Raw genomic sequence first — 24,595 nt, forward strand, 5'->3', positions numbered from 1 at the left:
CTCACGCCTCCAGCTTCACGAGCGTGTCCAGCACGGTCTGCGGCGTCGGCGCGGCGATCTCGGTGACCAGCTCGCCGTCGCGCAGGAACACCACGCGGTCGGCGTACGACGCCGCGACCGGGTCGTGCGTGACCATGACGATGGTCTGGCCCAGCTCGCGCACCGACGTGCGCAGGAACGACAGGATCTCCGCGCCGCTGCGGGAGTCCAGGTTCCCGGTCGGCTCGTCGGCGAAGATCACCTGCGGCTTGCTGATGAGCGCCCTGGCCACGGCCACGCGCTGCTGCTGGCCGCCGGACAGCTCGGCCGGCCGGTGCGAGAGCCGGTCCGTCAACCCGACGGTCTCGATGACCCGGTCGAACAGCGGCTGATCGGCCTGGCGGGCGGCGATCTCCAGCGGCAGGCGGATGTTCTGCTCGGCGGTCAGCGTGGGCAGCAGGTTGAACGCCTGGAAGACGAACCCGATCCGCTCGCGGCGCAGCAACGTGAGCTGCCGGTCGGACAGGCCGGTCAGCTCCACGTCTCCGAGGTGCACGGTGCCCGACGTGGCCGTGTCGAGGCCGGCCAGGCAGTGCATCAGCGTGGACTTGCCCGAGCCCGACGGGCCCATGATGGCGGTGAACGCCCCGGTGGCGAAGGCCACGCTCACCTCACGCAGGGCGTGCACCCGGGCGTCGCCCTGGCCGTACACCTTGGTCAGATCCGTGGCCACGACAGCGGTCGCGGCTCGGCGTTCGGTGAGTGTCACCTGTACTCCTTCTTCCTGCGGGGACACCCCGCACACCCCGACATAGCGGCAGAGAATCTTCTTCTCGGACACCCGCCGGCGGGTGCTCGACGCGACCAACGCTAGGGGTGGAGATTCCGGGATCCCTGGGCCCTGAGGAGGGACTTCAAATGCGCCCGCAGATGACCCCGGTCAGACTTTCGGCCGATGGGACGGCATCACCAGCCCGGCCTCGTACGCGTACACCACCACCTGCGCCCGATCCCGCAGGCCCAGCTTGGCCAGCACCCGGCCCAGGTGTGTCTTCACCGTCGCCTCCGCGACCTGCAGCCCGGCCGCGATCTCCCCGTTGGACAGGCCGCGCGCCACCATGAGCAGCACCTCGCGCTCGCGCGGCGTCAGATCGTCCGCCGCCGCCGGCTCCTGGCTCGGGAGCTGCGCGGCGAACGCGTCCAGCATCCGCCGCAACGTTCGCGGCGACACCGCGGCGTCGCCCGCGTGCACGAGCCTGATGGCGTTGACCAGGTCGGCCGGCGGCACGTCCTTCAGCAGGAACCCGGCAGCGCCCGCCTTGATCGCCGCGAACACGTACTCGTCGAGGTCGAACGTGGTGAGGATCAGCACCTTCGCCCCTTCGATCAGCCGGGTGGCCTCGACGCCGTCCATGCGGGGCATGCGTACGTCCATGAGCACGACGTCGACCTCGGTGGCTTCGAGGACCTCCAGCGCGGTGACCCCGTCGCCGGCCTCCGCCACGATCTCGATGTCAGGCTGCGCCCCCAGCACCATCCTGAACCCGGCCCGCAACAACTCCTGGTCGTCGACGAGCATCACGCGTATCACCCGGCCGCCTCCTCTACGCCGCTTCCGCCATGGGCAACCGGGCCAGCACCTCGAAGCCGCCGCCCCGCAGGGGGCCGGCCGAGATCGCGCCGCCGTACATGCCGACGCGCTCGCGCATGCCGATCAGGCCGTGCCCGTCGGGGCTCCTGGGCGCCGCCGCGCCCCGGCCGTCGTCGGTCACGCGTACGAGCAGGTCCGGGCCGGTGAAGTCGATCTCCACGTCCGCCCGCACGCCGGGGCCGCCGTGTTTGAGCGCGTTGGTCAGCGCCTCCTGCACGATGCGGTAGACCGCGAGCTGCCGGCCCTCGGGCAGCTCGGCGGGGCTCCCGCCGATGCGCAACCGCGCGGGCACGGCCGATTCGCGCACCATCTTCTCCAACTCGTCCAGGCCGGGCTGCGGGGTGTAGTCGGTGCCTGCGCTCTCGTTCTCGCGCAGGACCCCGACCAGCCTGCGCATCTCGGCGAGGGCGGCCCTGCCGGTCTTGGAGATGGTCCTGACGGCCAGGCGGGCCTGCTCGGGATCGTTGTCGAGGGCGTAGCCCGCGCCGTCGGCCTGGACCACCATCACGCTGACGTTGTGCGCCACGACGTCGTGCAGTTCCCTGGCGATCCTGGCGCGCTCGGCGGCGGCCGCCATCCTGGCCTGCTGGTCCCGCTCGCGCTCGGCCCGCTCGGCGCGCTCCTCCAGCCCTTCGAGATAGTGCCTGCGCGTCCTGGCGTACAGTCCGCTCAGCCAGATCGTGACCACGAGGATCGAGCCGCTGAAGAACATGCCGAACGTGGGCACCAGCCAGTTGATCATCAGCAGCAGCACCCCGACCTCCGCCACGAGGAGCGCCGCCAGCGCCCAGCGGAACGAGCACCGGTAGGCCACGCCAAAGAGGGCGATCAGCACCGCCAGGTTGGCGGGCATCGGGCCGACGTCCGCCAGCCACTGGAAGAAGCTGACCAGCGCGATGATCGCGAAAGACAGGCGCGGCCGGTCACGCCACACCAGCGGCACGACCAGCGCCGCGGAGACTCCCAGGTACGAGGCCGCGCCGAGGTGGACACCACCGCCCGGCGTGCTCTGCCCGGCGTACTGCACCGCCGTGAGCAGGCACAGCGCGCCGAGCGGCCCCACCCGCAGGATGGCGGCCGCCTTCTCGTGGCGCCTCGACCACTTCTGTACGCTCCCGAACACATCCTCACGATATGTACCTATAGTGGGGCCTTGGTCAGCCTAGAGTGTGAAGTGCGAGTACGACCCAGGTCTGACGTGTCCGCCCACTTACGCCCGGCTTACGGGCGATCGGGCATTCTTGGTCATCGGGAGCGCCCCTCGTGGGTGAGTAAAGGGAGATCGTGATGGCGGATCATGATCAAGACGCCCGGGTCGCGCGGTGACGAGAAAACGCCGCGCGACCCAGTAGCCCGAGCCGAACCCGCCGGTGACTAGCGGCGGACGTGCAGCCGGACCACGGTGCTCATCTCGTCGTCGCGGATCTCGCGCCGGATGCGTCCCACGATGTCCTGGTCGAGCTTGCCCACCACCGAGCCCATGTCCGCCTCCGACGGGCAGGTCACGCTGATACGCAGGCCGTCATCGCCGACCCGCACCCTAGCCTTGCCCAGGCCCTCCACGTTCTTCAGCCCGACGAACAACATGGCGGTGCCCGTGCCGTTGGGCGTGCCGCGGCGGCCCCAGCCCAGGCAGAGCAGCAGCCAGCGCAGCGAGACCAGCGACAGGAGCAGCAGGGCGAAGGCCAGCAGCCACATGCTCCACGGCTCCTCGGCCAGCGTCCGGTGGAGTTGCGTCGGCAGGACCTTCGCCTTGGGCGGCAGATCGGGGAGGCGGCCCTCGCCGCGCAACCACGCGTACGTGCCCAGCCCCGCCAGCACGGTGCCCGCGACCGCCAGCCCGACACGATTGCCGGCGTACTGCCGCATCACAACGCCTTCCTGCGGAGCCGGACCACGACCTCGCCGGTGCCGAGCGTGCCCACACCCGCCAGCCGGTCGCCCACCGCGGTGCCGACCTGCCTGAGCATCGCCCCGGTGCTCTCGGCGTCGGTCACGACGGTGACCTCGATGGTGCGCCTGCGGAGGCGTACCCGGGCCTTGTCCACGCCCGCCACCTGCTGGGCCGCGGCGGCGAGTGTACGGCGCAGGCCCGAGGGGGTGATGCCGATGACGATCAGCGGGTCGGACGTCTCCACCGCGACCAGCCTGGACCTGCCCGGAACGACGGCCAGCAGCACCATCAGCACGCCGGCGCCCGCCACGACCAGGGCGGCGGTGGACAGCTTCGGCCACGCGGTCCTGCCCGCCAGCTCCACCACCTCGTTCACGGGCACCCAGCCGAGCGGCGCGCCGAGCAGTCCCGACACCAGCTCCGCCGTGGTCAGGCCCATCCCCGCGGTCAGCGCGATCGCCACGACGGCCCCAGGGGCGGTCCGGGCCGGCCTGAGCGCCCTGTTCGCCCTGCGCAGTCCGGTGAGCCGTGGGGTGGCGGCGGCGCCGGGCAATATCTGCTGAAGCGTGGTCATCACAAGGACAGACGTACAGGGGGGCCGCATGACCTGAACCGCGCCCTCGCCGCCGATTTGCCCGATCATTACGGGGACGAGGACTAATATGAAAGCCGCTCATATTCATTTGCCTGATATGTCGTTACGCTGCTGGTATGGATGCCCGCCACCGCTACGACCGCGCCACCGCGGCGCTCGAGCCTCCGTTCGCGATCCTCGACCTGGCGGCCATGCGGGCCAACGCGGCTGACCTCGTACGCCGGGCGGCGGGCAAGCCGATCCGGGTGGCGAGCAAGTCGGTGCGCAGCCGGCCGCTGCTCGAACGCATCCTGGCCATGGACGGCTTCCAGGGCGTCATGGCCTTCACGCTGCCCGAGGCGTTGTGGCTGGCCGGGCACGGCTGCACGGACGTCCTCGTCGCCTACCCGACGGCCGACCGGCGCGCGCTCGCCGAACTGGCCGGGGACACGGTCGCGGCCGGGCGCATCACCGTGACCGTCGACTCGCTCGCGCACCTCGACTTCATCAAGACGGCCGTGGACGGGGTGCGGCCTCGGGCCGAGCTCCGGATCTGCCTCGACATCGACGCCGGATACGTCGCCCTGGGCGGGAAATTCCGAGCGGGAGCTCTCCGCTCCCCGATCCGCGAGCCCGAGGAGGCCGCAGACCTGGCCGCCGCCATCACCAAACGCCCAGGGTTCCGCCTGGCCGGGCTCCTGGCGTACGAGGCCCAGATCGCCGGAGTCGGCGACGACCCTCCGGGCAACGCCCTCCTCACCCGTGCCATCAGAGTCATGCAGGCGTGCTCCGCCCGGGAGCTCATCGTCAGGCGCGGCCGCGTCGTGAACGCCGTCCGCCGGGTCGCCGACCTCGAATTCGTCAACGGCGGCGGCACCGGCTCCATCGAGCGCACCGTACGCGAGAAGGCCGTCACGGAGGTGGCGGCGGGATCCGGGCTTTTCCACCCGAAGTTGTTCGACTTCTACCGCGGCTTCACCGGCCATCCGGCCGCCCTCTTCGCCCTGCCGGTCGTACGCCGCCCGGCTCCGGACGTCGCGACCGTGCTCGGGGGCGGCTATCCGGCCTCGGGCGCGGCCGGCGGGAGCCGCCTGCCGCAGGCGTACCTGCCGGCGGGGCTGCGCTTCTCCCCGGACGAAGGCGCGGGGGAGGTGCAGACGCCGCTGCTCGGCCAGGCCGCCGACGACCTGCGGATCGGCGACCGGGTGTGGTTCAGGCACGCCAAGGCGGGCGAGATGTGCGAGCGGTTCGACACGCTCCACCTCGTCGACGGCGACACCCTGGTCGGATCGGTGCCGACGTACAGAGGCGAGGGCAAGACCTTCCTCTGACCTCCGGCGTCACGCGCCGGGCGTCCTCGGCCGGTATGTGGTGCGTCGGGCGTACCGGGGCGTCTTCGCGGTGTGCGGAGCGTCAGGCGCGCCGCCTGCGGCGTCGCCGCCAGAGCACGATGGCCGCCCCCACGACCAGCACCGCCCCGACACCGATCAGGACAGGTCCCAGGTCGGGCCGCTCGTCCTCCCACGCCTGCTCGGCACCGTCGTCGTAGGCGACCGGCCGCGGCGCCACCCCGAGCGCGTCGCCCACGGACGCCACGAAGTGCCCCGCCCTGCTCTTGACGTCGGTCACTGTGCGTTCGGCGACCCGCTTGGGGCTCACCCGGTCGGCAATGGCGTCGACCGTCTGCGCCAACTCAGCGCGCGTCCGCGCGATCCGCCGCTCCAGCTCGTCAGGATCGGTGTCAGCCATGGCGTCTCCTCTCGACCGTACGCGTGGCCGCGCCCGCTTCGTGTGCCGTGCGGGCTCCGTCGGTAGTGGTCGTGATCAGTCTGTCAGGTCGGCAGGCCGTACGGCACGGCGGCCGGGCCGGTAGGTTTGCGGGAAGAAGTCAGGAGGGCCCATGACAGAGACCAAGCTCGCGCCCGGCGACGCCGCGCCCGAGTTCGTGCTACCCGCCGCCGACGGAACCACCGTTTCCCTCGGCGACCACCGCGGCAAGCGGGTGATCCTCTATTTCTACCCCGCCGCGATGACGCCCGGCTGCACCAAGCAGGCGTGCGATTTCCGTGACAACCTCAGCCAGTTGACCGCCGAGGGTTTCGTGGTCCTCGGCGTGTCGAAGGACAAACCGGAAAAGCTCGCCAAGTTCGTCGAGCGTGACGCGCTGACCTTCCCGCTGCTCTCCGATCCCGACCTCGTCGTCCACGAGGCGTACGCCGCCTATGGCCCCAAGAAGTTGTACGGCAGGGAGATCGTGGGGGTCATCCGCTCGACGTTCGTCATCGACGGCGACGGGAAGGTGGAGCAGGCGCTCTACAACGTGAAGGCGACGGGGCACGTGGCGTCGTTGAAGAAGAAGCTGGGCCTGGCCTGAGCCCGCTCGCGGGCCCTGCGGAAAGGGCCCACGCCCTTCTCTGTGCCCTTGTCTGCCTCCTTTCTCCCGGGCCATCCTCTGGCCGGCCTCATCACGGATGCGCTTCGTCCTCACCCAGAGCGCTAAACTGTCTGAAGCCCGCTTTCGGCGGGGACTACGCGGGCGTGGCGAAATGGCATACGCGGCAGGTTTAGGTCTTGTTGGTGGAGACACCGTGGGGGTTCGAATCCCCCCGCCCGCACAACTGAAGCGCCGAACGGGCTGCGGCCTTTCCTGGAGCCTTTCTCCAAATAGGCCGAGCATTTCCCGGCTTACGTGACAAATCACCACCCGCGTGCCCGCTCCTCGCCGTGGGAGCGGGCCTGCACGATGGCCGGGCTGATACAGGGAACGTCAGCACTCGATCACGTTGACGGCCAGGCCGCCGCGTGAGGTCTCCTTGTATTTGTCGAGCATGTCGCGGCCGGTGTCGCGCATGGTCTTGATCGCCTTGTCCAGCGCCACGAAATGGCGGCCGTCGCCGCGCAGGGCGATCCTGGCCGCGGTGATGGCCTTGTTCGAGGCGACCGCGTTCCGCTCGATGCACGGGATCTGCACGAGCCCGCCGATCGGGTCGCAGGTCAGCCCCAGGTTGTGCTCGATGCCGATCTCGGCGGCGTTCTCGACCTGCTCCGGCGTGCCGCCGAGCGCCTCCGTGAGGCCCGCCGAGGCCATGGAGCAGGCGGAGCCGACCTCGCCCTGGCAGCCCACCTCGGCGCCCGAGATCGAGGCGTTCTCCTTGAACAGCACGCCGATCGCGCCGGCCGTGAGCAGGAAACGCACCACGCCGTCCTCGTCCGCGTGGGGGACGAAGCGGGTGTAGTACGTCAGGACGGCCGGGATGATGCCGGCGGCGCCGTTGGTGGGCGCCGTGACGATGCGGCCCCCCGCGGCGTTCTCCTCGTTGACCGCCAGCGCGAACAACGTCACCCAGTCCATGGCCTGCAGCGGGTCCTTCTCGGCCGGCTCCGACTGCAGGCGGCGGTGCAACTGGTTGGCGCGGCGCTTGACCTTGAGCCCGCCGGGCAGGACGCCCTCCTTGGAGATGCCGCGGCGCACGCACTCCGACATGACCTGCCAGAGGCGCAGCAGCTCCGCGCGGACCTCCTCCTCGGTGCGCCCGAACGCCTTCTCGTTCTCCAGCATGATCGCCGACATCGACAGGCCGGTGTTCGTGCAGTGTTTGAGCAGCTCTTCGCCGGTCGTGAAGGGGTAGGGCAGGACGGTGTCGTCCGGCTTGATGCGGTCGGCGCCGGTGGCCTTCTCGTCCACGACGAAGCCGCCGCCGACCGAGAAGTAGACCTTCTCCCTGAGCGGCTCGCCCGCCGCGTCGTAGGCGGTGAAGCGCATGCCGTTCGGGTGCTCGGGCAGCGTGATCTTGCGTTCGAAGACGAGGTCCTGGCCGACGACGAAGGGGATCTCGTGGCTGCCGTACAGCCGGACGGTGCCCGACTCGCGCATCTCGGCCAGGCGGCCTTCGATGGTGTCGACGTCGACCAGCTCGGGCTTCTCCCCGGACAGGCCGAGCAGAACCGCCTTGTCGCTGCCGTGGCCCTTCCCGGTCAGGCCGAGCGAGCCGTACAGGATGGCCTCGACGCGGGCCACGCCCGGCAGCAGGCCGTCCTGGTGCAGCCCGCGGGCGAACTTGTGTGCGGCGGCCATCGGGCCTCCCGTGTGGGAGCTCGACGGGCCGATGCCGATCTTGAAGAGGTCGAAGACGCTGATCGCCATTGATGATGCGCCCTTCATGAGTGCCGGGGCCCGGACGCGGGCCCCGGCGTCAGCCGATGAGACCTGGCAGGGTCAGGACTCGCCCGAGGTGAGCGCGGCGTACTCCTCGGCGGACAGCAGGTCCTCCGGGGCGCCTTCCATGCGCACCCGGAACATCCAGCCCTCGCCGTACGGGTCGCCGTTGGCCAGGCTCGGGTCGTCCGCGAGGGCCTGGTTGACCTCGGCGATCTCGCCGCCCACGGGCGTGTAGATCTCGCTGACCGACTTGGTCGACTCCACCTCGCCGACGGAGTCGCCCGCCTCGACGATCGAACCGACCTCGGGGAGCTGCACGAAGACGACGTCACCAAGGGCGTCGGCGGCGTAGGCCGTGATGCCGACGGTCACGGTGAGGCCGTCCTCGACCCCGGAAACCCACTCGTGTTCCTTGGTGTAGCTCAGGTCGTCAGGGATGTTGCTCACTTGTTCCTCCTGTAAAAGGGCAGCTCGACCAGGTCCATGGGTTCATGGCTGCCCCGGATGTCCACAGCCAGGCCTGAGTCGGCTCCGGTGTCCACGTAGGCCAGCGCGATGGGCTTGCCCAGGGTCTGGGAGGGCGCACCGCTGGTGACCTCGCCGACGACGGCGCCGTCCTTGGTGACCGGGTAGCCGTGGCGCGGCACCCGGCGGCCCCGGGCGACCAGACCGACGAGACGGCGCCGCGGGGGGTCGTCCTTGACCGCCTCCAGCGCCGACCTGCCGACGAAGTCGCCCGGCTTGTCGAATTTCACCACCCTGCCCAGCCCCGCGTCGAACGGAGTCAGCTCGGCGCTCAGTTCGTTGCCGTACAGGGGCATGCCGGCTTCGAGCCTGAGCGTGTCGCGGCTGGACAGGCCGGCGGGCTTGAGCCCGTACGGCTCGCCCGCGGCCACGAGCGCGTGCCAGAGCGGCACCGCGTCCTGGTTGGCCACGAACAGCTCGAACCCGTCCTCCCCGGTGTAGCCGGTGCGTGCGATGAGCGCCTGCCGCCCGTCGACCAGCCCTGCCAGGCCCGCGTAGTACTTGAGCCCGGCCAGGTCGGCGTCGGTGAGCGTGGTGAGGATCTCCTGCGAGCGGGGTCCCTGGACGGCGATCAGCGCGTACTGCTGCGAACGGTCATCGACCACGGCGTCATACGCCTTGGAGCGGCTTTCCAGCTCCTCGGCGACTTTTTCGTAGTTCGAGGCGTTTGCCACGACCATGAACTCCTCGCCCCCGAGCCGGTAGACGATGAGGTCGTCCAGCACCCCGCCTCGCCCGCTGACGATCATGGTGTATCTCGCTCGTCCGGGCGTCACGGCCGACATGTTGCCGACCAGCGCGTAGTCCAGCGCCGCGGCGGCCTGCGGCCCGGTCACGAAGATCTCGCCCATGTGCGAGAGGTCGAACAGCCCGGCGGCCTCGCGGACGGCTCTGTGCTCCGCGGACTCGCTCCCGTACCGGAGTGGCATGAGCCACCCCGCGAAGTCGGTCAGCGTCGCGCCGAGGCTTTCGTGCACGTCTCGTAGCGGAGTAGGTCGGGACATTTATCGCACCTCAGGACAGGATCGGATGCCAGCATCCTCCCCCTCTGTCATCGATGCCTGAGAGCTTCGCCCGAGTTTTGCCGGACTTTCACCTTCGGCGAGGCCCTGCGGGCCTGCTTTCCAGAGGTCACCTTCCGGGAGGATTCTCCCGGTCAGCCGTGCGGTCCTTTGCCTTGAGAGGTTCGCGGGGAGGGCTTGCTCCTTCAGGGACCCTGACCGGCTGTCAGGGTGCTCTCCCGCACGGTTTGCTGGTGTGTCCCGCCAGCCTAGTAGTGATTTGGGGGTCTTGTCGCGTTCTGCCCGTCGCCCTCATCCGTCAGCAGGCCGCCACCAGGGCCTCGAAGAGGGCGTGGTCCTCGGCCGCCTCCGGGTGCCACTGCGCCGCCACGGTGAACGGCCCCGAGTCCAGCTCCACCCCTTCGACGGTGCCGTCGGCGGCGGTCGCGGTCACGGTGAGGCCGGGGGCGAGGCGGTCGACGGCCTGGTGGTGATAGTGCGGCACCGTCACGGGTGCCGTGCCCAGCGCCTTGGCCAGGCGGGTGCCGGGGACGGGGGTGATGGGCAGGTGACCGAAACGTCCGGGCGCGGGGGAGTGTCCCGTGTGGCCGACCACGTCGGGCAGGTGCTGGTGGAGGCTGCCGCCGAGGGCGACGTTAAGCACCTGGAGGCCCCGGCAGATGCCGAGGAAGGGCAGGTGGGCGTCGAGGGCGGCGGCCAGCACGGCGAACTCGGCCTGGTCACGAAATTTGCGGATATAGCCGGTACGTTCCTCCGGCGTCTCGCCGTACCTCGCCGGATCGATGTCGCCGCCCCCGGCCAGGACGAGCCCGTCCAGGCGGCTCACCACCTGCGCGGCGTCCCCCGCGGGCGGGAGCACGACCGGCTGGCCGCCGGCGCGGACGACCTGCTCGACGTACATGTACGGCAGGAGCGCGGCCGGCATGTCCTCCCAGACCGTGAACGTCGCCGGCTCCACGTAACACGTGACCCCGATGACGGGACGTCGCACGATGACCCCCTAGAGCGGCGTGACGTAGGCGCCGGAGATGCCGCCGTCCACCAGGAACTCGCTGCCCGTGATGAACGAGGCGTCGTCGCTGGCCAGGAATGCGACCGCCGCCGCGATCTCCGACGCCTCGGCGAAGCGCCCGACCGGGACGTGCACCAGCCGCCGCTGGGCACGTTCAGGGTCCTTCGCGAACAGCTCCCGCAGCAGCGGCGTGTTCACCGGCCCCGGGCACAGCGCGTTCACCCGGATGCCCTCGCGCGCGAACTGCACGCCCAGCTCGCGCGACATCGCCAGCACCCCGCCCTTGGACGCCGTGTAGGAGATCTGCGAGGTCGCCGAGCCCATGACGGCCACGAACGACGCGGTGTTGATGATCGAGCCCTTGCCCTGGCGCCGCATGTACGGGATCGCGTGCTTGCAGCACAGGTAGACGCTGGTCAGGTTGACGTCCTGGACGCGGCGCCACGCGTCGATGCCGGTCTCCAGGATCGAGTCGTCGTCGGGCGGCGAGATGCCGGCGTTGTTGAAGGCGATGTCCACGCTGCCGTAGGCGTCGAACGCCGTACGGAACATCCGGACGACGTCGTCCTCGACGGCCACGTCGGCCCGTACGAAGAGGCCGCCGACCTCGTTGGCGGCCTTGACGCCCGCCTGCTCGTCGAGGTCGGCGCAGACCACCTTGGCGCCCTCGTCGGCGAACCTGCGCGCGGTGGCCAGCCCGATGCCGCCACCCGCGCCGGTGATCACCGCCACCCGATCCTGCAACCGCTTCATGTGCACGTCGCTTTCTACCTCATTCCCAGGAGATGAAGACGTTCTTGGTCTCCGTGAACGCCGCCAGGGCGTCGGGGCCGAGCTCCCGGCCCAGCCCTGACTGCTTGAAGCCGCCGAACGGGGTCCAGTAGCGGACCGACGCGTTGGAGTTCACCGACAGCGCGCCCGCCTCGACCGCTCGGGACACGCGGAGCGCGCGCCCGACGTCGCGGGTCCAGATGGAGCCGCTCAGCCCGTACGGGGTGTCGTTGGCGATGCGCACGGCGTCCGCCTCGTCCTCGAAGGGCGCCACCGACACGACCGGCCCGAAGATCTCTTCGGTGAACGTACGGTCGGTGACGTCCGGAGTGAGCACGGTCGGCGGGAACCAGTAGCCCTTGCCGCCGGGGCACGACCCCTGGAGGTAGGGGGCGCTCTCCTGGACGAAGCCGCGCACGCGGTCGAGGTGTTCGGCGCTGATCAGCGGGCCCATCTCGGTGCTCTCGTCGAGGGGGTCGCCGACGACGACGCCGCGTACGGCCTCGGTGAGGCGCTCCATGAACGCGTCGTACACGCTCGCCTGGACGAGCAGCCGGGACCTGGCGCAGCAGTCCTGCCCCGCGTTGTCGAAAACCGCGTAAGGGGCTGCTTGTGCCGCTCTGTCGAGATCGGCGTCCGCAAAGATGATATTTGCGGACTTGCCGCCTAGCTCCAGCGTGACCCGCTTGACCTGGGCCGCCGCCTTGGCCGCGATCTCCTTGCCCACCTCGGTCGAGCCGGTGAACACGATCTTGGCCACGTCAGGGTGCTCCACCAGCCGGGCGCCCGCGACCTCCCCTACCCCGGGCAGCACCTGGAGCACCCCTTCGGGGAGGCCCGCCGCCAAGGCCAGCTCGGCCAGCCTCAGCGCGGTCAGCGGAGTCCACTCGGCCGGTTTGACGATCACCGTGTTGCCGGCCGCCAGCGCCGGGGCCACCCCCCACGACATGATCAGCATGGGGAAGTTCCACGGCACGATGACGCCCACCACGCCCAGCGGCTCCTGGAAGGTGACGTCCACGCCGCCGGGCACCGGGATCTGCTTGCCGTGGTCGCGCTCGGGCGCCCCGGCGTAGAAGTGCAGCACGTCGCGTACGGCGCCGGCCTCCCAGCGGGCGTTGCCGATCGGGTGCCCGGCGTTGGCCAGCTCCAGCCGTGCCAGCTCCTCGCCGTGCTCGCCCACCAGGTCCGCGAACCTCCTCAGCAGCCGCGCCCGGTCGCCGGGCGACACCTGCCGCCAGGCGGCGTACGCCGTCCTGGCACGCTCCACCGCCCGGTCGACCTCGGCCGGGTCGGCCGCCTCGACGTCGGCGACGACGTCCTCCGTCGCCGGATTGACGATCTTCATCGGTCACCCGTCACATTCGCTCGAAACCACGGAACATCTCCCAGTCCGTCACCGCCGCGTCGAACGCCGCCAGCTCCACGCGCGCGTTGTTCGCGTAATGCTCGACGACGTCCTCGCCGAACGCCTCGCGCGCCAGCTTCGACCCCTCGAACAGAGGGAGCGCGTCGCGCAGCGTGTGCGGCACGGTCTCCGCGCCCGAGTCGTAGGCGTTGCCCTCGAACGCGTCCTCCAGTGCCAGCTCGCTGTCGATGCCGTGCAGCCCGGCCGCCACCAGCCCCGCCACCGCCAGGTACGGGTTGACGTCGCCGCCCGGCACGCGGTTCTCGATCCGCAGCGACGGCCCGTGGCCGACGAGCCTGAGCGCGCAGGTGCGGTTGTCGACGCCCCACTTGATCGCCGTGGGGGCGAAGCTGCCCGGCATGTAACGCTTGTAGGAGTTGATGTTGGGGGCGTACAGGAGGGTGAGCTCGCGCAGGCAGGCCAGCTGCCCGGCGATGAAGCGGGCGCCGAGCTGCGAGAGCCCGTACGGCCCCGGCCCCGCCATGACGGGGTCGCCGTCGAGGCTCCTGAGCGAGATGTGGATGTGGCAGGAGTTGCCCTCGCGCTGGTTCGGCTTGGCCATGAAGGTGATCGATTTGCCCTCCTGGGCGGCGATCTCCTTGGCGCCGTTCTTGTAGATGGCGTGGTTGTCGCAGGTCCGCAGCGCCTCGGCGTAGCGGAAGGCGATCTCGTGCTGGCCCAGGTTGCACTCGCCCTTGGCGGACTCGACGTAGAGCCCGGCGCCCTCCATGTCCCGCCTGATCCGCCTGAGGAGGGGCTCGATGCGGGCGGTCCCCAGCAGCGAGTAGTCGACGTTGTAGAGGTTGGCGGGCGACATGTCGCGGTAGCCGCGCTGCCACGCCTCCTCGTAGGTGTCGTCGTAGACGCAGAACTCCAACTCGGTGCCGACGTACGCGGCCAGCCCCCGCTCGGAGAGGCGGGCTAGCTGCCTGCGCAGGATCTGGCGCGGAGAGGGCGGCACGTCGCCGCCGCCCTCCCAGGTCAGGTCGGCCATCAGCAGGGCGGTGCCCTCCTGCCACGGCACCCGGCGCAACGTCGTCAGGTCGGGTTTCATCACGAAGTCGCCGTATCCGCGGTCCCAGGACGACATCGTGTATCCGGCGACGGTGTTCATGTCCACGTCGACCGCGAGCAGGTAGTTGCACCCCTCGGAGCCGTGGTGCAGCACCTCGTCGAGAAAATAGCGGGCGGACAGTCTCTTGCCTTGCAACCTGCCCTGCATGTCGGCGATCGCGAGGAGCACGGTGTCGATCCGCCCGGACGCCACCTCGTCGCGCAGATCGCTGACGGAAAGGTATCCGGTGCTCGCTCCATCGCTCACGCTACGCCGCTCCGATCTGCGCTGACGCGCTTCCCCGTTGATTGGGCTAGTCTTAGACCATTGATGTGTATGGCGGGATCCCTTGTCAAGACCTGAGGACACGTTGGACGAGTCGGCGCGTTTGATGACGGTGCTGCGCCCGGTCCGGGCCGGCAACGCCTTCGAGGAGACCGTGGAACGCCTGCTCCAGGCGATCAAACTCGGCCTGGTCGCGCCGGGCGACAAGCTTCCCCCCGAGCGCGAGCTGGCCGTCACGCTCGGCATCAGCAGGGTGACGTTGCGCGAGGCCATCCGCGCGCTGTCCGACGCGGGCTACCTCGACGTGCGCAGGGGCCGCTACGGCGGCGCGTTCGTCACGTACGCGCCGCCCGAGCCGGACGCCGGTCACCTGCGCGAGGCCGTCAAGGAGATGGGCATGGCCGACCTGTCGGACGCCCTCACGTTCCGCCTGGCGGTCGAGTGCGGGGCGGCCCAGGTGCTGGCGACGTCCCGGCCGGCGGAGCAACAGCGGGTGGTGCTCGTCCGCCGGCTCGCCGACGTGAACGAGGCCGGCCTCGACGACTACCGCCGGCTCGACACCGCCTTCCACCTGTCGATCGCCGAGCTGACAGGCTCGCCCCTGCTCGCCACGACCTGCGCGGACGCCCGCTCGCGGGTCAGCGACCTGCTCAACGCCATCCCCATGCTCCAGGTCAACCTCGACCACGCCGCCGTGCAGCACCAGGCCATCGTCGACGCCATCCTGGCGGGAGATCCCGACGCGGCCCGGCAGGCGGTGGCCGAGCACCTGGAGGGCACGGCGGCCCTCCTGCGCGCGTTCCTGGCCTGAAGGTCCGCCGCCGGTTGCGCGCATATGGGGCTCATGGGCTCGTAGCATCAGTTCCAGAATCATGGGGAACTGGTTTCAGCACACCATCATCGCCACGGGACGGCTGCCGCTGTTCTGCTACTTCGTGGCGCTCATCGTCGCCTTCATCGCCACGCGCATCAACGTCCGCCTGATCAGGGCGAAGATCGGCTGGTTCCGCAACGTGAGCGTGGGCGAGATGCACATTCACCACGTCGTGTTCGGCGTCGTGCTGATGATGGTCGGCGGGGTCGCCGGCCTCATCGTCTCTCCGGAGTCGCAGGTGGGCACGGCGGCCGCGGCGTGCGTGTTCGGCATCGGATCGGCGCTGGTGCTGGACGAGTTCGCGCTGATCCTGCACCTGCACGACGTCTACTGGGAGGAGGAAGGGCGCACCTCGGTGGACGCCGTCTTCATCGCGGTCGCCGTCACCGGCCTGCTCCTCATGGGGCTGCGCCCGCTCACCTGGGACTACGGCACCCCGTTCAACCCCGCCGTGCTCATCATCGCCAACCTGGTGCTGGCCGTCGTCACCCTGCTCAAGGGCAAGATCTGGACCGGGATGGCGGGGTTGTTCGTCCCGCCCATGTTGCTGGTGGGCGCGCTACGCCTGGCGCGGCCTGGCTCGCCCTGGGCCCACTGGTTCTTCGCCAAGCAGTCACCGCGCAAGATGGCCAGGGCGATCCACCGGGAGGAGCGCTGGCGGCGGCCGGTGATCAAGGTCAAGATCGCCTTCCAGGAGTTCCTGTCAGGGCGGCACGACCTGCCGTCCACACGGCGCGGGCGGTTGAGGTGACCGCCGCGCTTGAGAAGAGGCGCACGGGTGCACCGATGGTCCGAGCGGAAACCTCGACGTCGCCTCGGTTGCCGGACATCGACTGATTTCCTGCCATAAAGCGCTCGCGCGGCCACAAGGTTCCGAGGTCACATCGCGGTCGTCTCCTCCTCACGGAGGAGACGTCAATCAAAGTTGACATACTTAGGTCGTCAATTTAGGTTGACCGTGGCGGATCGGTGCCGATCGAGGGCTCCCGTTCGTTGGAGCAAAGTCGAGAAATGTCGTGAAAGGGGTTGCGGTGGTCAAGGAGTTGCTCGCCTACGTACGCCCGCACAGAAGGATCCTGATCCTGGGCGGGCTGCTGGGCCTGATCGGCTCGGTGGCGGGTTTGGCGATGCCGTTGCTGGCCAAGTACGTCGTCGACGCGTTCGGCCAGAACACGTCGATGGCCGGGCCGCTGTTAGGGCTCACCGTCGCGGTGCTGGTCGGCGCGGTCGTGTCGGCCGGTGGCAGTTACCTGATGGAGCGCACGGGCGAGGGCATCGTGCTCGGCGCCAGGCGCGGGCTCGTGGACCGGATGTTGCGCCTCAAGGTCGCCGACGTCGACCGGCTCAAGCCCGGCGACCTGATGTCGCGGGTGACCAGCGACACGACGCTGCTGCGCGCCGTGCTGACCAACGGCATCGTCGAGTCGGTGAGCGCGGCGTTCATGCTGGTCGGAGCGATCATCATGATGGCGGCCATGGACGGTGTGCTGCTGCTGATCACGCTGCTCGTGGTGGTGGTGATCGGCGGGCTGGTCGCGTTGATCATGCCGAAGATCCAGCGGGCCCAGACGCACGCCCAGGAGGCCGTGGGCGAGATGGGGGCCGTGCTGGACCGGGCGCTGCAGGCGTACAGGACGGTGAAGGCGAGCGGCGCGGAGGAGCGGGAGATCGCCGAGGTGGGCGAGGCGGCGGTGCGCGCCCGTGACAGGGGCCTGCAGGTCGCCGGATGGACGTCGCTCGCGGGCGTGGCGACGTGGATGGCGGTGCAGATCGCGTTCCTGTGCGTGCTGGGGGTCGGCGGGTCGAGGGTGGCCTCCGGCACGCTGGAGGTGTCGTCGCTGATCGCGTTCCTGCTCTACCTGTTCTACCTCGTTCCGCCGATCGGGCAGCTGGTCCAGGGCGGTGTGCAACTCCAGCAGGGACTGGCCGCGCTCAAGCGGATCAAGGAGATCGAGGAGCTGCCGGCCGAGCCGACCGAGCCGGTCCGCGTCGCCCAGGGCAGCGTGGAGCCGGTGGGGGTGACGTTCGAGGACGTGGTGTTCCGGTACGGCGACGACCGGCCGATCGTGCACGACGGGGTCACCTTCGAGGTGCCGCCCGGCGGCCTGACCGCGCTGGTGGGGCCGTCGGGGGCGGGGAAGTCGACGGTGTTCGCCCTGCTCGAACGCTTCTACGACCACCAGGGCGGCACGATCAGGATCGGCGGCCGCGACATCCGCGACTGGCCGCTGGGCGAGCTGCGGGCCGCACTCGGCTACGTCGAGCAGGACGCCCCCGTGCTGGCCGGCACGTTGCGGGAGAACCTGCTCTTCGCCGCCAGGGACGCCACCGACGAGGAGCTGCGCCGCGCGATCGCCCGCACCCGGCTCGACGACCTGGTGGCCAGACTGCCCGAAGGGCTGGAGACGGCGGTCGGGCACCGCGGCGTGCTGCTGTCCGGCGGCGAGCGGCAGCGCGTCGCCATCGCCAGGGCGCTGCTGCGCAAGCCCAGGCTGCTGCTGCTCGACGAGGCCACCTCGCAGCTCGACGCGGTCAACGAGCTGCGGCTGCGCGAGGTCATCGCCGAGGTGGCCGCGGAGACCACGGTGCTGGTCATCGCGCACCGCCTGTCCACCGTGACCAACGCCGACCGGATCGTGGTCATGGAGGGCGGAGGCGTACGCGCGGTCGGCACGCATGACGAGCTGGTCGGCCTGGACGACCTCTATCGCGAGCTGGCGGCCACCCAGTTCCTGGTGAGTTAGCCGATGTAGTCTGCGGGTGACATAGATGAATGCTCTCATTCAGGAGGGTCACCATGAGCCGCAGCGTGCGCGCGCCGCGAGGCACGACGATCACCGCCAAGGGGTGGCCGCAGGAGGCGGCGCTCCGCATGCTCCAGAACAACCTGGACCCGGAGGTCGCCGAGCACCCCGAGCAGCTGGTCGTCTACGGCGGCTCGGGCCGCGCGGCACGTGACTGGCCGTCGTTCGACGCGCTGGTCAGGACGCTGACGACGCTTCAGGGCGACGAGACCCTGCTGGTGCAGTCGGGGCGCCCCGTGGGCGTGTTCCGCACCCACGAGTGGGCGCCCCGGGTGCTCATCGCCAACTCCAACCTGGTGCCCGACTGGGCGAACTGGGAGGAGTTCCGGCGGCTGGAGGCGGCCGGGCTCACCATGTACGGCCAGATGACCGCCGGCTCGTGGATCTACATCGGCACGCAGGGCATCCTGCAGGGCACGTACGAGACGTTCGCGGCGGTCGCCGACAAACGCTTCGGCGGCTCGCTGGCCGGGACGATCACGTTGACGGCCGGGCTCGGCGGCATGGGCGGCGCCCAGCCGCTGGCCGTCACCATGAACGGCGGCGTGGTCATCTGCGTCGACTGCGATCCGCGCTCGGTCACCCGCCGCATCGAGCACCGCTACCTCGACGTGGCCGCGGAGTCGCTGGACGAGGCGCTGCGGCTGGCCTACGAGGCGCGCGACGCCCGCAGGCCGCTGTCGATCGGGGTGGTGGCCAACGCCGCGGAGGCGGTGCCCGACCTGCTGGCCCGCGGCGCGGAGATCGACATCGTCACCGACCAGACCTCGGCCCACGACCCGCTGATGTACCTCCCGGAGGGAGTGGCCTTCGAGGACATGGCGGCCGAGCGCGACAAGGACCCGGCCGGGTTCACCGAGCGGGCGCGGGCCTCGATGGCCCGGCACGTGACCGCCATGGTGGGCTTCCAGGACGCCGGCGCGGAGGTGTTCGACTACGGCAACTCCATCCGGGGCGAGGCCCGGCTGGCCGGCTACGAGCGGGCGTTCGACTTCCCCGGGTTCGTGCCGGCGTACATCAGGCCGCTGTTCTGCGCGGGCAAGGGCCCGTTCCGGTGGGCGGCGCTGAGCGGCGACCCGGCGGACATCGCCGCCACCGACCGGGCGATCCTGGACCTCTTCCCCGAGAACGAGGCGCTCGCCAGGTGGATCAGCAAGGCCGGTGAGCAGGTGCACTTCCAGGGTCTGCCCGCGCGCATCTGCTGGCTGGGCTACGGCGAGCGCAACCTGGCGGGCGAGCGGTTCAACGACATGGTGGCGTCCGGCGAGTTGAAGGCGCCCGTCGTCATCGGGCGCGACCACCTCGACAGCGGGTCGGTGGCCTCCCCCTACCGCGAGACGGAGGCCATGGCCGACGGGTCCGACGCGATCGCGGACTGGCCGCTGCTCAACGCCATGCTCAACACCGCCTCGGGGGCCGCCTGGGTGTCCATCCACCACGGCGGCGGGGTCGGCATCGGGCGCTCCATCCACGCCGGCCAGGTCACGGTGGCCGACGGCACCGCGCTGGCGGCGGAGAAGCTCGACCGCGTGCTGACCAACGACCCGGGCACCGGGGTCATGCGGCACGTGGACGCGGGCTACGAGGAGGCCGCGCAGGTGGCCGCCGACCGCGGTGTCCGCGTCCCGATGCGGGAGTCCTGAGCGTCCCCTGTGAACGGGGTGAGGGATGAGAACGCGGGGCGGGTGACGTTGGAGGTGGCGTGGCGGACGGATATCAGGGTGGGCTGAGCGTGCTGCTGGACGGCCGGCGGTTGTCGCCCGTGCAGCGGAGGATCGCCCACTACCTCAGTGAGCACCTCGACGAGGCGATCTTCCTGTCCAGCGTCGAGCTGGCCGAGCGGGCCGGGGTGAGCCAGCCCTCGGTGACGAGGTTCGCCATGGTGCTGGGGTTCGCCGGATATCCCGAGCTGCGGCAGGCGCTGCGCCCGCTCGTGCTGGGCGTCGGGGTGCAGGCACCGCAGGAGAGCCTGCTGCGCGGCGCCATCGACGCCGAGATCCGCAACCTCGCGCTCGTCAGGGAGCGGCTGCCGGCCTTCCCCCTCAAGGAGCTGGGCGAGCAGCTGGCCGCCACCGAGCCGCTGCCCGTGGTGGGCCTGCGGGTCTCCTGCGGGCTGGCCACCACCTTCGCCTACTACGCCCGCCGCATCCACCCCGACGTGCGGCTGCTCACGCACGGCGGGTCGGAGCTGGCCGACGGGCTGCACGCGGCCCGCCGGGCGGGGGCCGAGTGGGTGGTGGCCGTGGTGCTGCCGAGATATCCGGTCGAAGTCGTGCAAGCGCTGGAGTACGCGGCGAAGCTGGGGCTTCGGGTCGCCGCCATCACCGACAGATCAGACTTCCCCGCGGAGGTCGTGCTGGACGCCCCCGTCGGCGACCGCCTCGTGTTCGACTCCCACGCGGCGCCGCTCGCCCTGGCCATGGCCCTGGTGGAGGCCATGGCCGACGCGGCGCCGCTGCGCACTCAGGCGCGCCTGGAGGAGTACGAACGGATGACCGACGAGACCGGCACGTTCCTAACCGGCGATCCTGCGTAGCGAGCGCATCGACCAGATCGTGGTGAGCACCGCCAGCACGATGAACAACCCGAACGCGACCGGGATCGACGAGTCGGACAGCTGCCCGGCGAACAACGCCCGCCCGGCCTCGACCGCGTGATAGAGCGGGTTGACCGGGGCCAGCACCTTCATCCAGTCGGGCGCGAACGAGATCGGCACGAACAACCCGGCCAGCAGCATGATCGGCAACATGAACAGGTTGAGCGTCTGCGACATGCCGTTCTCGTCGCGCACGGTCAGCGCCAGCCCCTGCGACAACCCCGAGGCGAACAACCCGGTGGCCGCCATGAGCAGCAGCACCAGCACCAGCTCGACGCCCCCGATGCGCACGCCCATCGCGATCGCCACGACCAGCACCATGATCGCCTGGCACACCAGCACGACCATGTCCTTCGCCACCCGCCCGAGCACGATGGCCGGCCGCCACGCGGGGCTGACGGCGTAGCGCTCGAGCGAGCCGTTGCGCAGTTCGGCGATCAGGCCGAACCCGGAGAACAACGAACCGAAGACCGCGATCATCATCATCGCCGCCGGCGTGAACATGCGCAGCGCGTCGACGGTGGTGCCGCCCGGCGTCATGGTCTTGAGCAGCGGCGCGAACATCAGCAGATAGAGCACCGGCTGCATGATGCCGAACAGCGGCCAGACGGGATTGCTGAACGACTTCTTCAACTCGTAGCCGGTGAACAGGACGGTGTGGCGGATCACGAGTCGGCTCCAGCGTCACGAAGGGTGCGGCCGGTCTTGGCCAGGAAGACGTCGTCGAGGGTGGACCTGTCGAGCGCGATCGAGCTCAGCCCGATCCCCTGCTCCTCCAGCGCCCGCAGCAGCGCGGGCAGCGTGTGCTCGCCGTCGTCGACGTAGACGCGCAGCACGTCCTCGTCGACGCGGGTCTCGCGGGCCAGCGGCTTGAGCGTGTCGGCGGCCCGATCGAGGTCGTCCGCCCTGAGCGTGATCACGTCGCCGGACACCTGCCGCTTGAGGTCGCCGGGGGTGCCCTCCGCCACCACCTCGCCGTGGTCGACGATCATCAGCCGGTCGCACAGCACGTCGGCCTCGTCGAGGTAGTGGGTGCTGAGCAGCACGCTCGTGCCCGCCTCGCGCAACTGCCTGATGCGCTCCCACAGGTTGGCGCGGTTCTGCGGGTCGAGGCCGGTGGTGGGCTCGTCGAGGAAGAGCAGCGGCGGGCTGTGCACCAGCCCGATCGCGATGGCCACGCGCCGCTTCTGCCCGCCGGAGAGCGTACGGCCCGGGCGGTCGGCCATCTCGGTCAGGTCGAAGCGCTCCAGCACCTCGGCCGCGGCCTGCTTCGGATCGGCCACGTTGTGGATCTTGGCGGCCATCACGATCTGGGCCCTGGCGCTCGTGGTGTCCTCCACCCCGCCGGCCTGGCTCACGTAGCCGAGGTTGCGGCGCACGGCGGCGGGCTCCTTGAGCAGATCGTGGCCGGCGATGACGGCCTTGCCCGCGTCGGGGGCGATCAGCGTGGCGAGCATGCGGATCGTGGTGGTCTTTCCGGCGCCGTTGGGGCCGAGCACGCCGAAGATCTCGCCCTTCTTCACCTCCAGGCTGACACCGCGTACGGCCTCGACCGTCTGTGTGCCTTTCCTGCTTCTGGTGGTGAACGTCTTGCGCAGGCCGTCTGCCTGAATGATCATGGGGGATTCCCGCTCCTTATAGGGCGACTCGTCCGCCTCGACCTGCTCGGCCCGGTCGAGCCGGGCTCGCGGCATGGCTCTGGTCAGGCGGAGTTTCTCGCCCACGTGCCGGGGGCGCCGTGGCGTCCTCTCGGGCGCCGGAAACGTGTCGGAAGGTCTCCGCGCTCATCGTGAGCTGACGCATCCTGCCATACAAGGCGCCCAGAATCTCCCCTTTTTCAGCACGTCCATGAATATCGGCGGGCCGACGGCTCCAGCGGGCCCTGGCAAGGTCAATAAGCTGAGCCCATGAGTGAACGACCGACGGCGCTGGTCACCGGCGCTTCCCGGGGCGTCGGCGCGGCCGTCGCCAGGGCCCTGGCCCCGACGCACGACGTCATCCTCGGCGGCCGCGACGAGGCGGCGCTCGCCGCGATGGCGGCCGAGCTGCCCGGCGCGCGGCCGTGGCCGGTGGAGCTGACGCGGGTGACCCAGGCCGACGTCGAGCACGTCGAGCGGCTCGGCGTGCTCGTGCACTGCGCCGGGATCAGCGTGCTGGGCCGGATCGCCGACCAGCCCGCCGACGTGTGGCGCAGGACCATGGACGTCAACGTCGTCGCCGTCGCCGAGCTGACCAGGCTGCTCCTGCCCGCGCTCAGACGGGCCGGTGGCCACGTCGTCTGCGTCAACTCGGGCTCGGGCCAGCGGGTGAACCCCAGCTGGGGCTCCTACTCCGCCAGCAAGTTCGCGTTGAAGGCCCTCGCCGACGCGCTGCGCCTGGAGGAGCCCGAGCTGCGGGTCACCACGGTCTACCCCGGCCGTACGGCCACCGAGATGCAGCGCGGCGTACGCGAGTTCGAGGGCGGGGAGTTCGAGCCGGAGCGATACCTCACGCCGGAGAGCGTGGCGCGGGCGGTGCTGGCCGCCGTCGCCGCGGGTCCCGACGCCCACCTCACCGAGCTGACCATCCGGCCCCGGGGGTGAATGGTTCCATTCACTAGAGTGGGGTCATGCTTGAACCACTCGCGCACGTAGGACGAGATCCGGCGACCGGCGGCTACGTCAGAGACGCCTGGTCGCCGGCCGACCTGGAGCTACGCGAATGGTTCACGGGCGAGGCCGCGCGCAGAGGGCTCGGCCTGCGCGAAGACCGCAACGGCAACCTGTGGGGATGGTGGGGCGAGCCCTCGCCGCGGCGGCCCGGTGTGGTCACGGGCAGCCACCTCGACTCGGTGCGCCAGGGCGGCGCGTACGACGGGCCGCTGGGCGTCGTCTCGGCCTTCGCCGCGCTCGACCTGCTGAAAGCGCGCGGCGTCACCCCCGCCGTGCCCGTCGGGGTCGCCTGCTTCACCGACGAGGAGGGCGCCAGGTTCGGCGTCCCCTGCATGGGGTCGCGGCTGCTCACCGGCCTCCTTGAGCCCGAGCGGGCGCTCGGGCTCAAGGACGACGACGGCGACACGCTGGCCGACGTCATGGCCGGGGCGGGGCGCGAACACCGCACGATCGGGCGTGACGACGAGACGCTGGCCATGATCGGCACGTTCGTCGAGCTCCACGTCGAGCAGGGCCGCGGCCTCGTGACGGAGGGCCGCCCCGTGGGGGTGGCCAGAGCGATCTGGCCGCACGGGCGGTGGCGGTTCGACTTCCGCGGCCGGGCCGACCACGCGGGCACCACCCGGCTGGCCGACCGCGACGACCCGATGGTGCCGTTCGCCCGCATGGTGCTGGCCGCGCGCGAGCTGGCGGCGCGGCACGGCGTGGTGGCCACGGTGGGCAAGGTCCGCGTCTCGCCCGGCAACGCCAACGCGATCCCCGGCCTGGTCTCGGCCTGGCTCGACGCGCGCGGGGCCGGCGAGGCGGCCGTACGCGCCCTCGTCGCGGACCTGACGGCCGAGGCGCCGGCGGACGTGCGGGAGGAGTCGTGGACGCCGGTCGTCGACTTCGACGTGGCGCTCCGAGACCGGCTGGCCAGGGTGGCCGGAGGCGACACGCCCGCGCCGATCCTGGCGACAGGAGCCGGGCACGACGCGGGAATCCTGGCGACGGCGGGCGTCCCGAGCGCCATGGTGTTCGTCAGGAACCCCACCGGCGTGTCCCACTCTCCCGACGAGCACGCCGAACGGGCAGACTGCGAGGCGGGAGTCGTGGCACTCGCGAACGTGCTGGAGGATCTGTGTCGCTGACCGAGACGAAGTCGAGGTCCTGATGAGGAAGCGGACGGCCATGCCTTTCGGAGGGGTCGCGGGCGGCGATGCCTCCCGTGTGTCTGCGGTGCCTTCTGGAGGAGTTACGGGGGGCGAGGCTCTGCGTGGGTCTGAGTCTTTTGAGGGCGAGGCTCCCCTTGGGACTGGGTCTATGGGGGGGATCGCGGGGGGCGAAGTCCCCCGCG

At 70.6% G+C, this 24,595-nt stretch carries 24 protein-coding genes, 1 tRNA gene and 2 riboswitches; of the genes, 10 read left to right on the forward strand and 15 right to left on the reverse strand.

Features of this window, described 5'->3' with window-relative positions; all coding sequences use genetic code 11:
- Window position 1: 1 nt before the first annotated feature.
- The 5 genes from E1294_RS22390 to E1294_RS22410 all read right to left on the reverse strand — a co-directional run bounded on the left by E1294_RS22390 (window position 2) and on the right by E1294_RS22410 (window position 4,098).
- Window positions 2–748: an ABC transporter ATP-binding protein gene (locus tag E1294_RS22390; RefSeq protein WP_132511124.1), complete on the reverse strand. Its 747-nt coding sequence runs from the start codon at window positions 746–748 to the stop codon at window positions 2–4.
- A gap of 171 nt (window positions 749–919) precedes the next feature.
- On the reverse strand, window positions 920–1,570 hold the full coding sequence (locus tag E1294_RS22395) for a response regulator (protein WP_220447874.1): 651 nt from the start codon (window positions 1,568–1,570) through the stop codon (window positions 920–922).
- Window positions 1,571–1,583: 13 nt separating this feature from the next.
- Window positions 1,584–2,753, reverse strand: coding sequence for a sensor histidine kinase (locus E1294_RS22400; RefSeq protein ID WP_132511126.1), 1,170 nt, complete (start codon window positions 2,751–2,753; stop codon window positions 1,584–1,586).
- A 251-nt stretch (window positions 2,754–3,004) separates the two neighbouring features.
- Window positions 3,005–3,499: a hypothetical protein gene (locus tag E1294_RS22405; protein ID WP_132511128.1), complete on the reverse strand. Its 495-nt coding sequence runs from the start codon at window positions 3,497–3,499 to the stop codon at window positions 3,005–3,007.
- Window positions 3,499–4,098 (reverse strand): DUF6286 domain-containing protein, encoded by a 600-nt coding sequence (locus E1294_RS22410; protein ID WP_132511130.1) that lies wholly within the window; start codon window positions 4,096–4,098, stop codon window positions 3,499–3,501. The genes E1294_RS22405 and E1294_RS22410 overlap by 1 nt, the downstream gene beginning before the upstream one ends.
- Before the next feature lie 137 nt (window positions 4,099–4,235).
- Between E1294_RS22410 and E1294_RS22415 the strand changes: the two genes are divergently transcribed.
- Window positions 4,236–5,429 (forward strand): amino acid deaminase/aldolase, encoded by a 1,194-nt coding sequence (locus E1294_RS22415; RefSeq protein WP_132511132.1) that lies wholly within the window; start codon window positions 4,236–4,238, stop codon window positions 5,427–5,429.
- Window positions 5,430–5,511: 82 nt separating this feature from the next.
- Here E1294_RS22415 and E1294_RS22420 read toward each other — a convergent pair whose 3' ends face one another.
- A complete protein-coding gene (locus E1294_RS22420; RefSeq protein WP_132511134.1) occupies window positions 5,512–5,847 on the reverse strand; it encodes a DUF3618 domain-containing protein in 336 nt (111 codons plus the stop codon).
- Window positions 5,848–5,998: 151 nt separating this feature from the next.
- Here E1294_RS22420 and bcp point away from each other — a divergent pair, with 151 nt between their 5' ends.
- Window positions 5,999–6,472: a thioredoxin-dependent thiol peroxidase gene (bcp, locus tag E1294_RS22425; RefSeq protein ID WP_132511136.1), complete on the forward strand. Its 474-nt coding sequence runs from the start codon at window positions 5,999–6,001 to the stop codon at window positions 6,470–6,472.
- A gap of 158 nt (window positions 6,473–6,630) precedes the next feature.
- Window positions 6,631–6,713, forward strand: a tRNA-Leu gene (locus E1294_RS22430).
- 152 nt (window positions 6,714–6,865) lie between these two features.
- On the opposite strand, the gene E1294_RS22435 is transcribed toward E1294_RS22430, so the two are convergent.
- From E1294_RS22435 to E1294_RS22465, 7 genes are all read right to left on the reverse strand, one after another.
- Window positions 6,866–8,242 (reverse strand): L-serine ammonia-lyase, encoded by a 1,377-nt coding sequence (locus E1294_RS22435; RefSeq protein ID WP_132511138.1) that lies wholly within the window; start codon window positions 8,240–8,242, stop codon window positions 6,866–6,868.
- A 72-nt stretch (window positions 8,243–8,314) separates the two neighbouring features.
- Window positions 8,315–8,704 carry a glycine cleavage system protein GcvH gene (gene gcvH, locus E1294_RS22440; RefSeq protein ID WP_132511140.1) on the reverse strand — a complete coding sequence of 130 codons (390 nt, stop codon included), beginning with the start codon at window positions 8,702–8,704 and terminating at the stop codon, window positions 8,315–8,317.
- Window positions 8,701–9,786: a glycine cleavage system aminomethyltransferase GcvT gene (gcvT, locus tag E1294_RS22445; protein WP_132511142.1), complete on the reverse strand. Its 1,086-nt coding sequence runs from the start codon at window positions 9,784–9,786 to the stop codon at window positions 8,701–8,703. The genes gcvH and gcvT overlap by 4 nt, the downstream gene beginning before the upstream one ends.
- A 34-nt stretch (window positions 9,787–9,820) precedes the next feature.
- Window positions 9,821–9,920: riboswitch (glycine riboswitch) on the reverse strand.
- A 17-nt stretch (window positions 9,921–9,937) separates the two neighbouring features.
- Window positions 9,938–10,035, reverse strand: a riboswitch (glycine riboswitch).
- 67 nt (window positions 10,036–10,102) lie between these two features.
- Window positions 10,103–10,795: a gamma-glutamyl-gamma-aminobutyrate hydrolase family protein gene (locus tag E1294_RS22450; RefSeq protein WP_132511144.1), complete on the reverse strand. Its 693-nt coding sequence runs from the start codon at window positions 10,793–10,795 to the stop codon at window positions 10,103–10,105.
- A gap of 9 nt (window positions 10,796–10,804) precedes the next feature.
- Window positions 10,805–11,569 carry a 3-oxoacyl-ACP reductase gene (locus tag E1294_RS22455; protein ID WP_132511146.1) on the reverse strand — a complete coding sequence of 255 codons (765 nt, stop codon included), beginning with the start codon at window positions 11,567–11,569 and terminating at the stop codon, window positions 10,805–10,807.
- Between the two features lie 19 nt (window positions 11,570–11,588).
- Window positions 11,589–12,935 (reverse strand): aldehyde dehydrogenase family protein, encoded by a 1,347-nt coding sequence (locus E1294_RS22460; RefSeq protein WP_132511148.1) that lies wholly within the window; start codon window positions 12,933–12,935, stop codon window positions 11,589–11,591.
- 10 nt (window positions 12,936–12,945) lie between these two features.
- Complete coding sequence (locus E1294_RS22465) at window positions 12,946–14,316, reverse strand: glutamine synthetase family protein (RefSeq protein WP_132511150.1); 1,371 nt, start codon at window positions 14,314–14,316, stop codon at window positions 12,946–12,948.
- Between the two features lie 124 nt (window positions 14,317–14,440).
- Here E1294_RS22465 and E1294_RS22470 point away from each other — a divergent pair, with 124 nt between their 5' ends.
- The 5 genes from E1294_RS22470 to E1294_RS22490 all read left to right on the forward strand — a co-directional run bounded on the left by E1294_RS22470 (window position 14,441) and on the right by E1294_RS22490 (window position 20,548).
- The gene (locus E1294_RS22470; RefSeq protein WP_132511174.1) at window positions 14,441–15,145 is read left to right on the forward strand and encodes a FadR/GntR family transcriptional regulator; all 705 of its coding nucleotides are present in this window, start codon (window positions 14,441–14,443) and stop codon (window positions 15,143–15,145) included.
- Window positions 15,146–15,206: 61 nt separating this feature from the next.
- Window positions 15,207–15,959 carry a hypothetical protein gene (locus tag E1294_RS22475; protein ID WP_132511152.1) on the forward strand — a complete coding sequence of 251 codons (753 nt, stop codon included), beginning with the start codon at window positions 15,207–15,209 and terminating at the stop codon, window positions 15,957–15,959.
- A 265-nt stretch (window positions 15,960–16,224) separates the two neighbouring features.
- Window positions 16,225–17,952 carry an ABC transporter ATP-binding protein gene (locus E1294_RS22480; RefSeq protein WP_246083196.1) on the forward strand — a complete coding sequence of 576 codons (1,728 nt, stop codon included), beginning with the start codon at window positions 16,225–16,227 and terminating at the stop codon, window positions 17,950–17,952.
- Between the two features lie 53 nt (window positions 17,953–18,005).
- Window positions 18,006–19,655 (forward strand): urocanate hydratase, encoded by a 1,650-nt coding sequence (gene hutU / locus E1294_RS22485; protein WP_220447875.1) that lies wholly within the window; start codon window positions 18,006–18,008, stop codon window positions 19,653–19,655.
- 59 nt (window positions 19,656–19,714) lie between these two features.
- Window positions 19,715–20,548, forward strand: coding sequence for a MurR/RpiR family transcriptional regulator (locus E1294_RS22490; protein WP_132511158.1), 834 nt, complete (start codon window positions 19,715–19,717; stop codon window positions 20,546–20,548).
- Here the strand turns inward: E1294_RS22490 and E1294_RS22495 are convergent.
- A complete protein-coding gene (locus E1294_RS22495; protein ID WP_132511160.1) occupies window positions 20,528–21,277 on the reverse strand; it encodes an ABC transporter permease in 750 nt (249 codons plus the stop codon). The genes E1294_RS22490 and E1294_RS22495 overlap by 21 nt on opposite strands.
- Complete coding sequence (locus E1294_RS22500; protein ID WP_246083197.1) at window positions 21,274–22,332, reverse strand: ATP-binding cassette domain-containing protein; 1,059 nt, start codon at window positions 22,330–22,332, stop codon at window positions 21,274–21,276. Before E1294_RS22500 ends, E1294_RS22495 begins: the two co-directional genes overlap by 4 nt.
- Before the next feature lie 183 nt (window positions 22,333–22,515).
- Between E1294_RS22500 and E1294_RS22505 the strand changes: the two genes are divergently transcribed.
- The gene (locus E1294_RS22505) at window positions 22,516–23,190 is read left to right on the forward strand and encodes an SDR family oxidoreductase (RefSeq protein ID WP_132511162.1); all 675 of its coding nucleotides are present in this window, start codon (window positions 22,516–22,518) and stop codon (window positions 23,188–23,190) included.
- 26 nt (window positions 23,191–23,216) lie between these two features.
- Window positions 23,217–24,389, forward strand: coding sequence for an allantoate amidohydrolase (locus tag E1294_RS22510; RefSeq protein ID WP_132511164.1), 1,173 nt, complete (start codon window positions 23,217–23,219; stop codon window positions 24,387–24,389).
- Window positions 24,390–24,595: the final 206 nt, after the last annotated feature.

This window comes from Nonomuraea diastatica (assembly GCF_004349015.1).
Classification (GTDB): Bacteria; Actinomycetota; Actinomycetes; order Streptosporangiales; family Streptosporangiaceae; genus Nonomuraea; species Nonomuraea diastatica.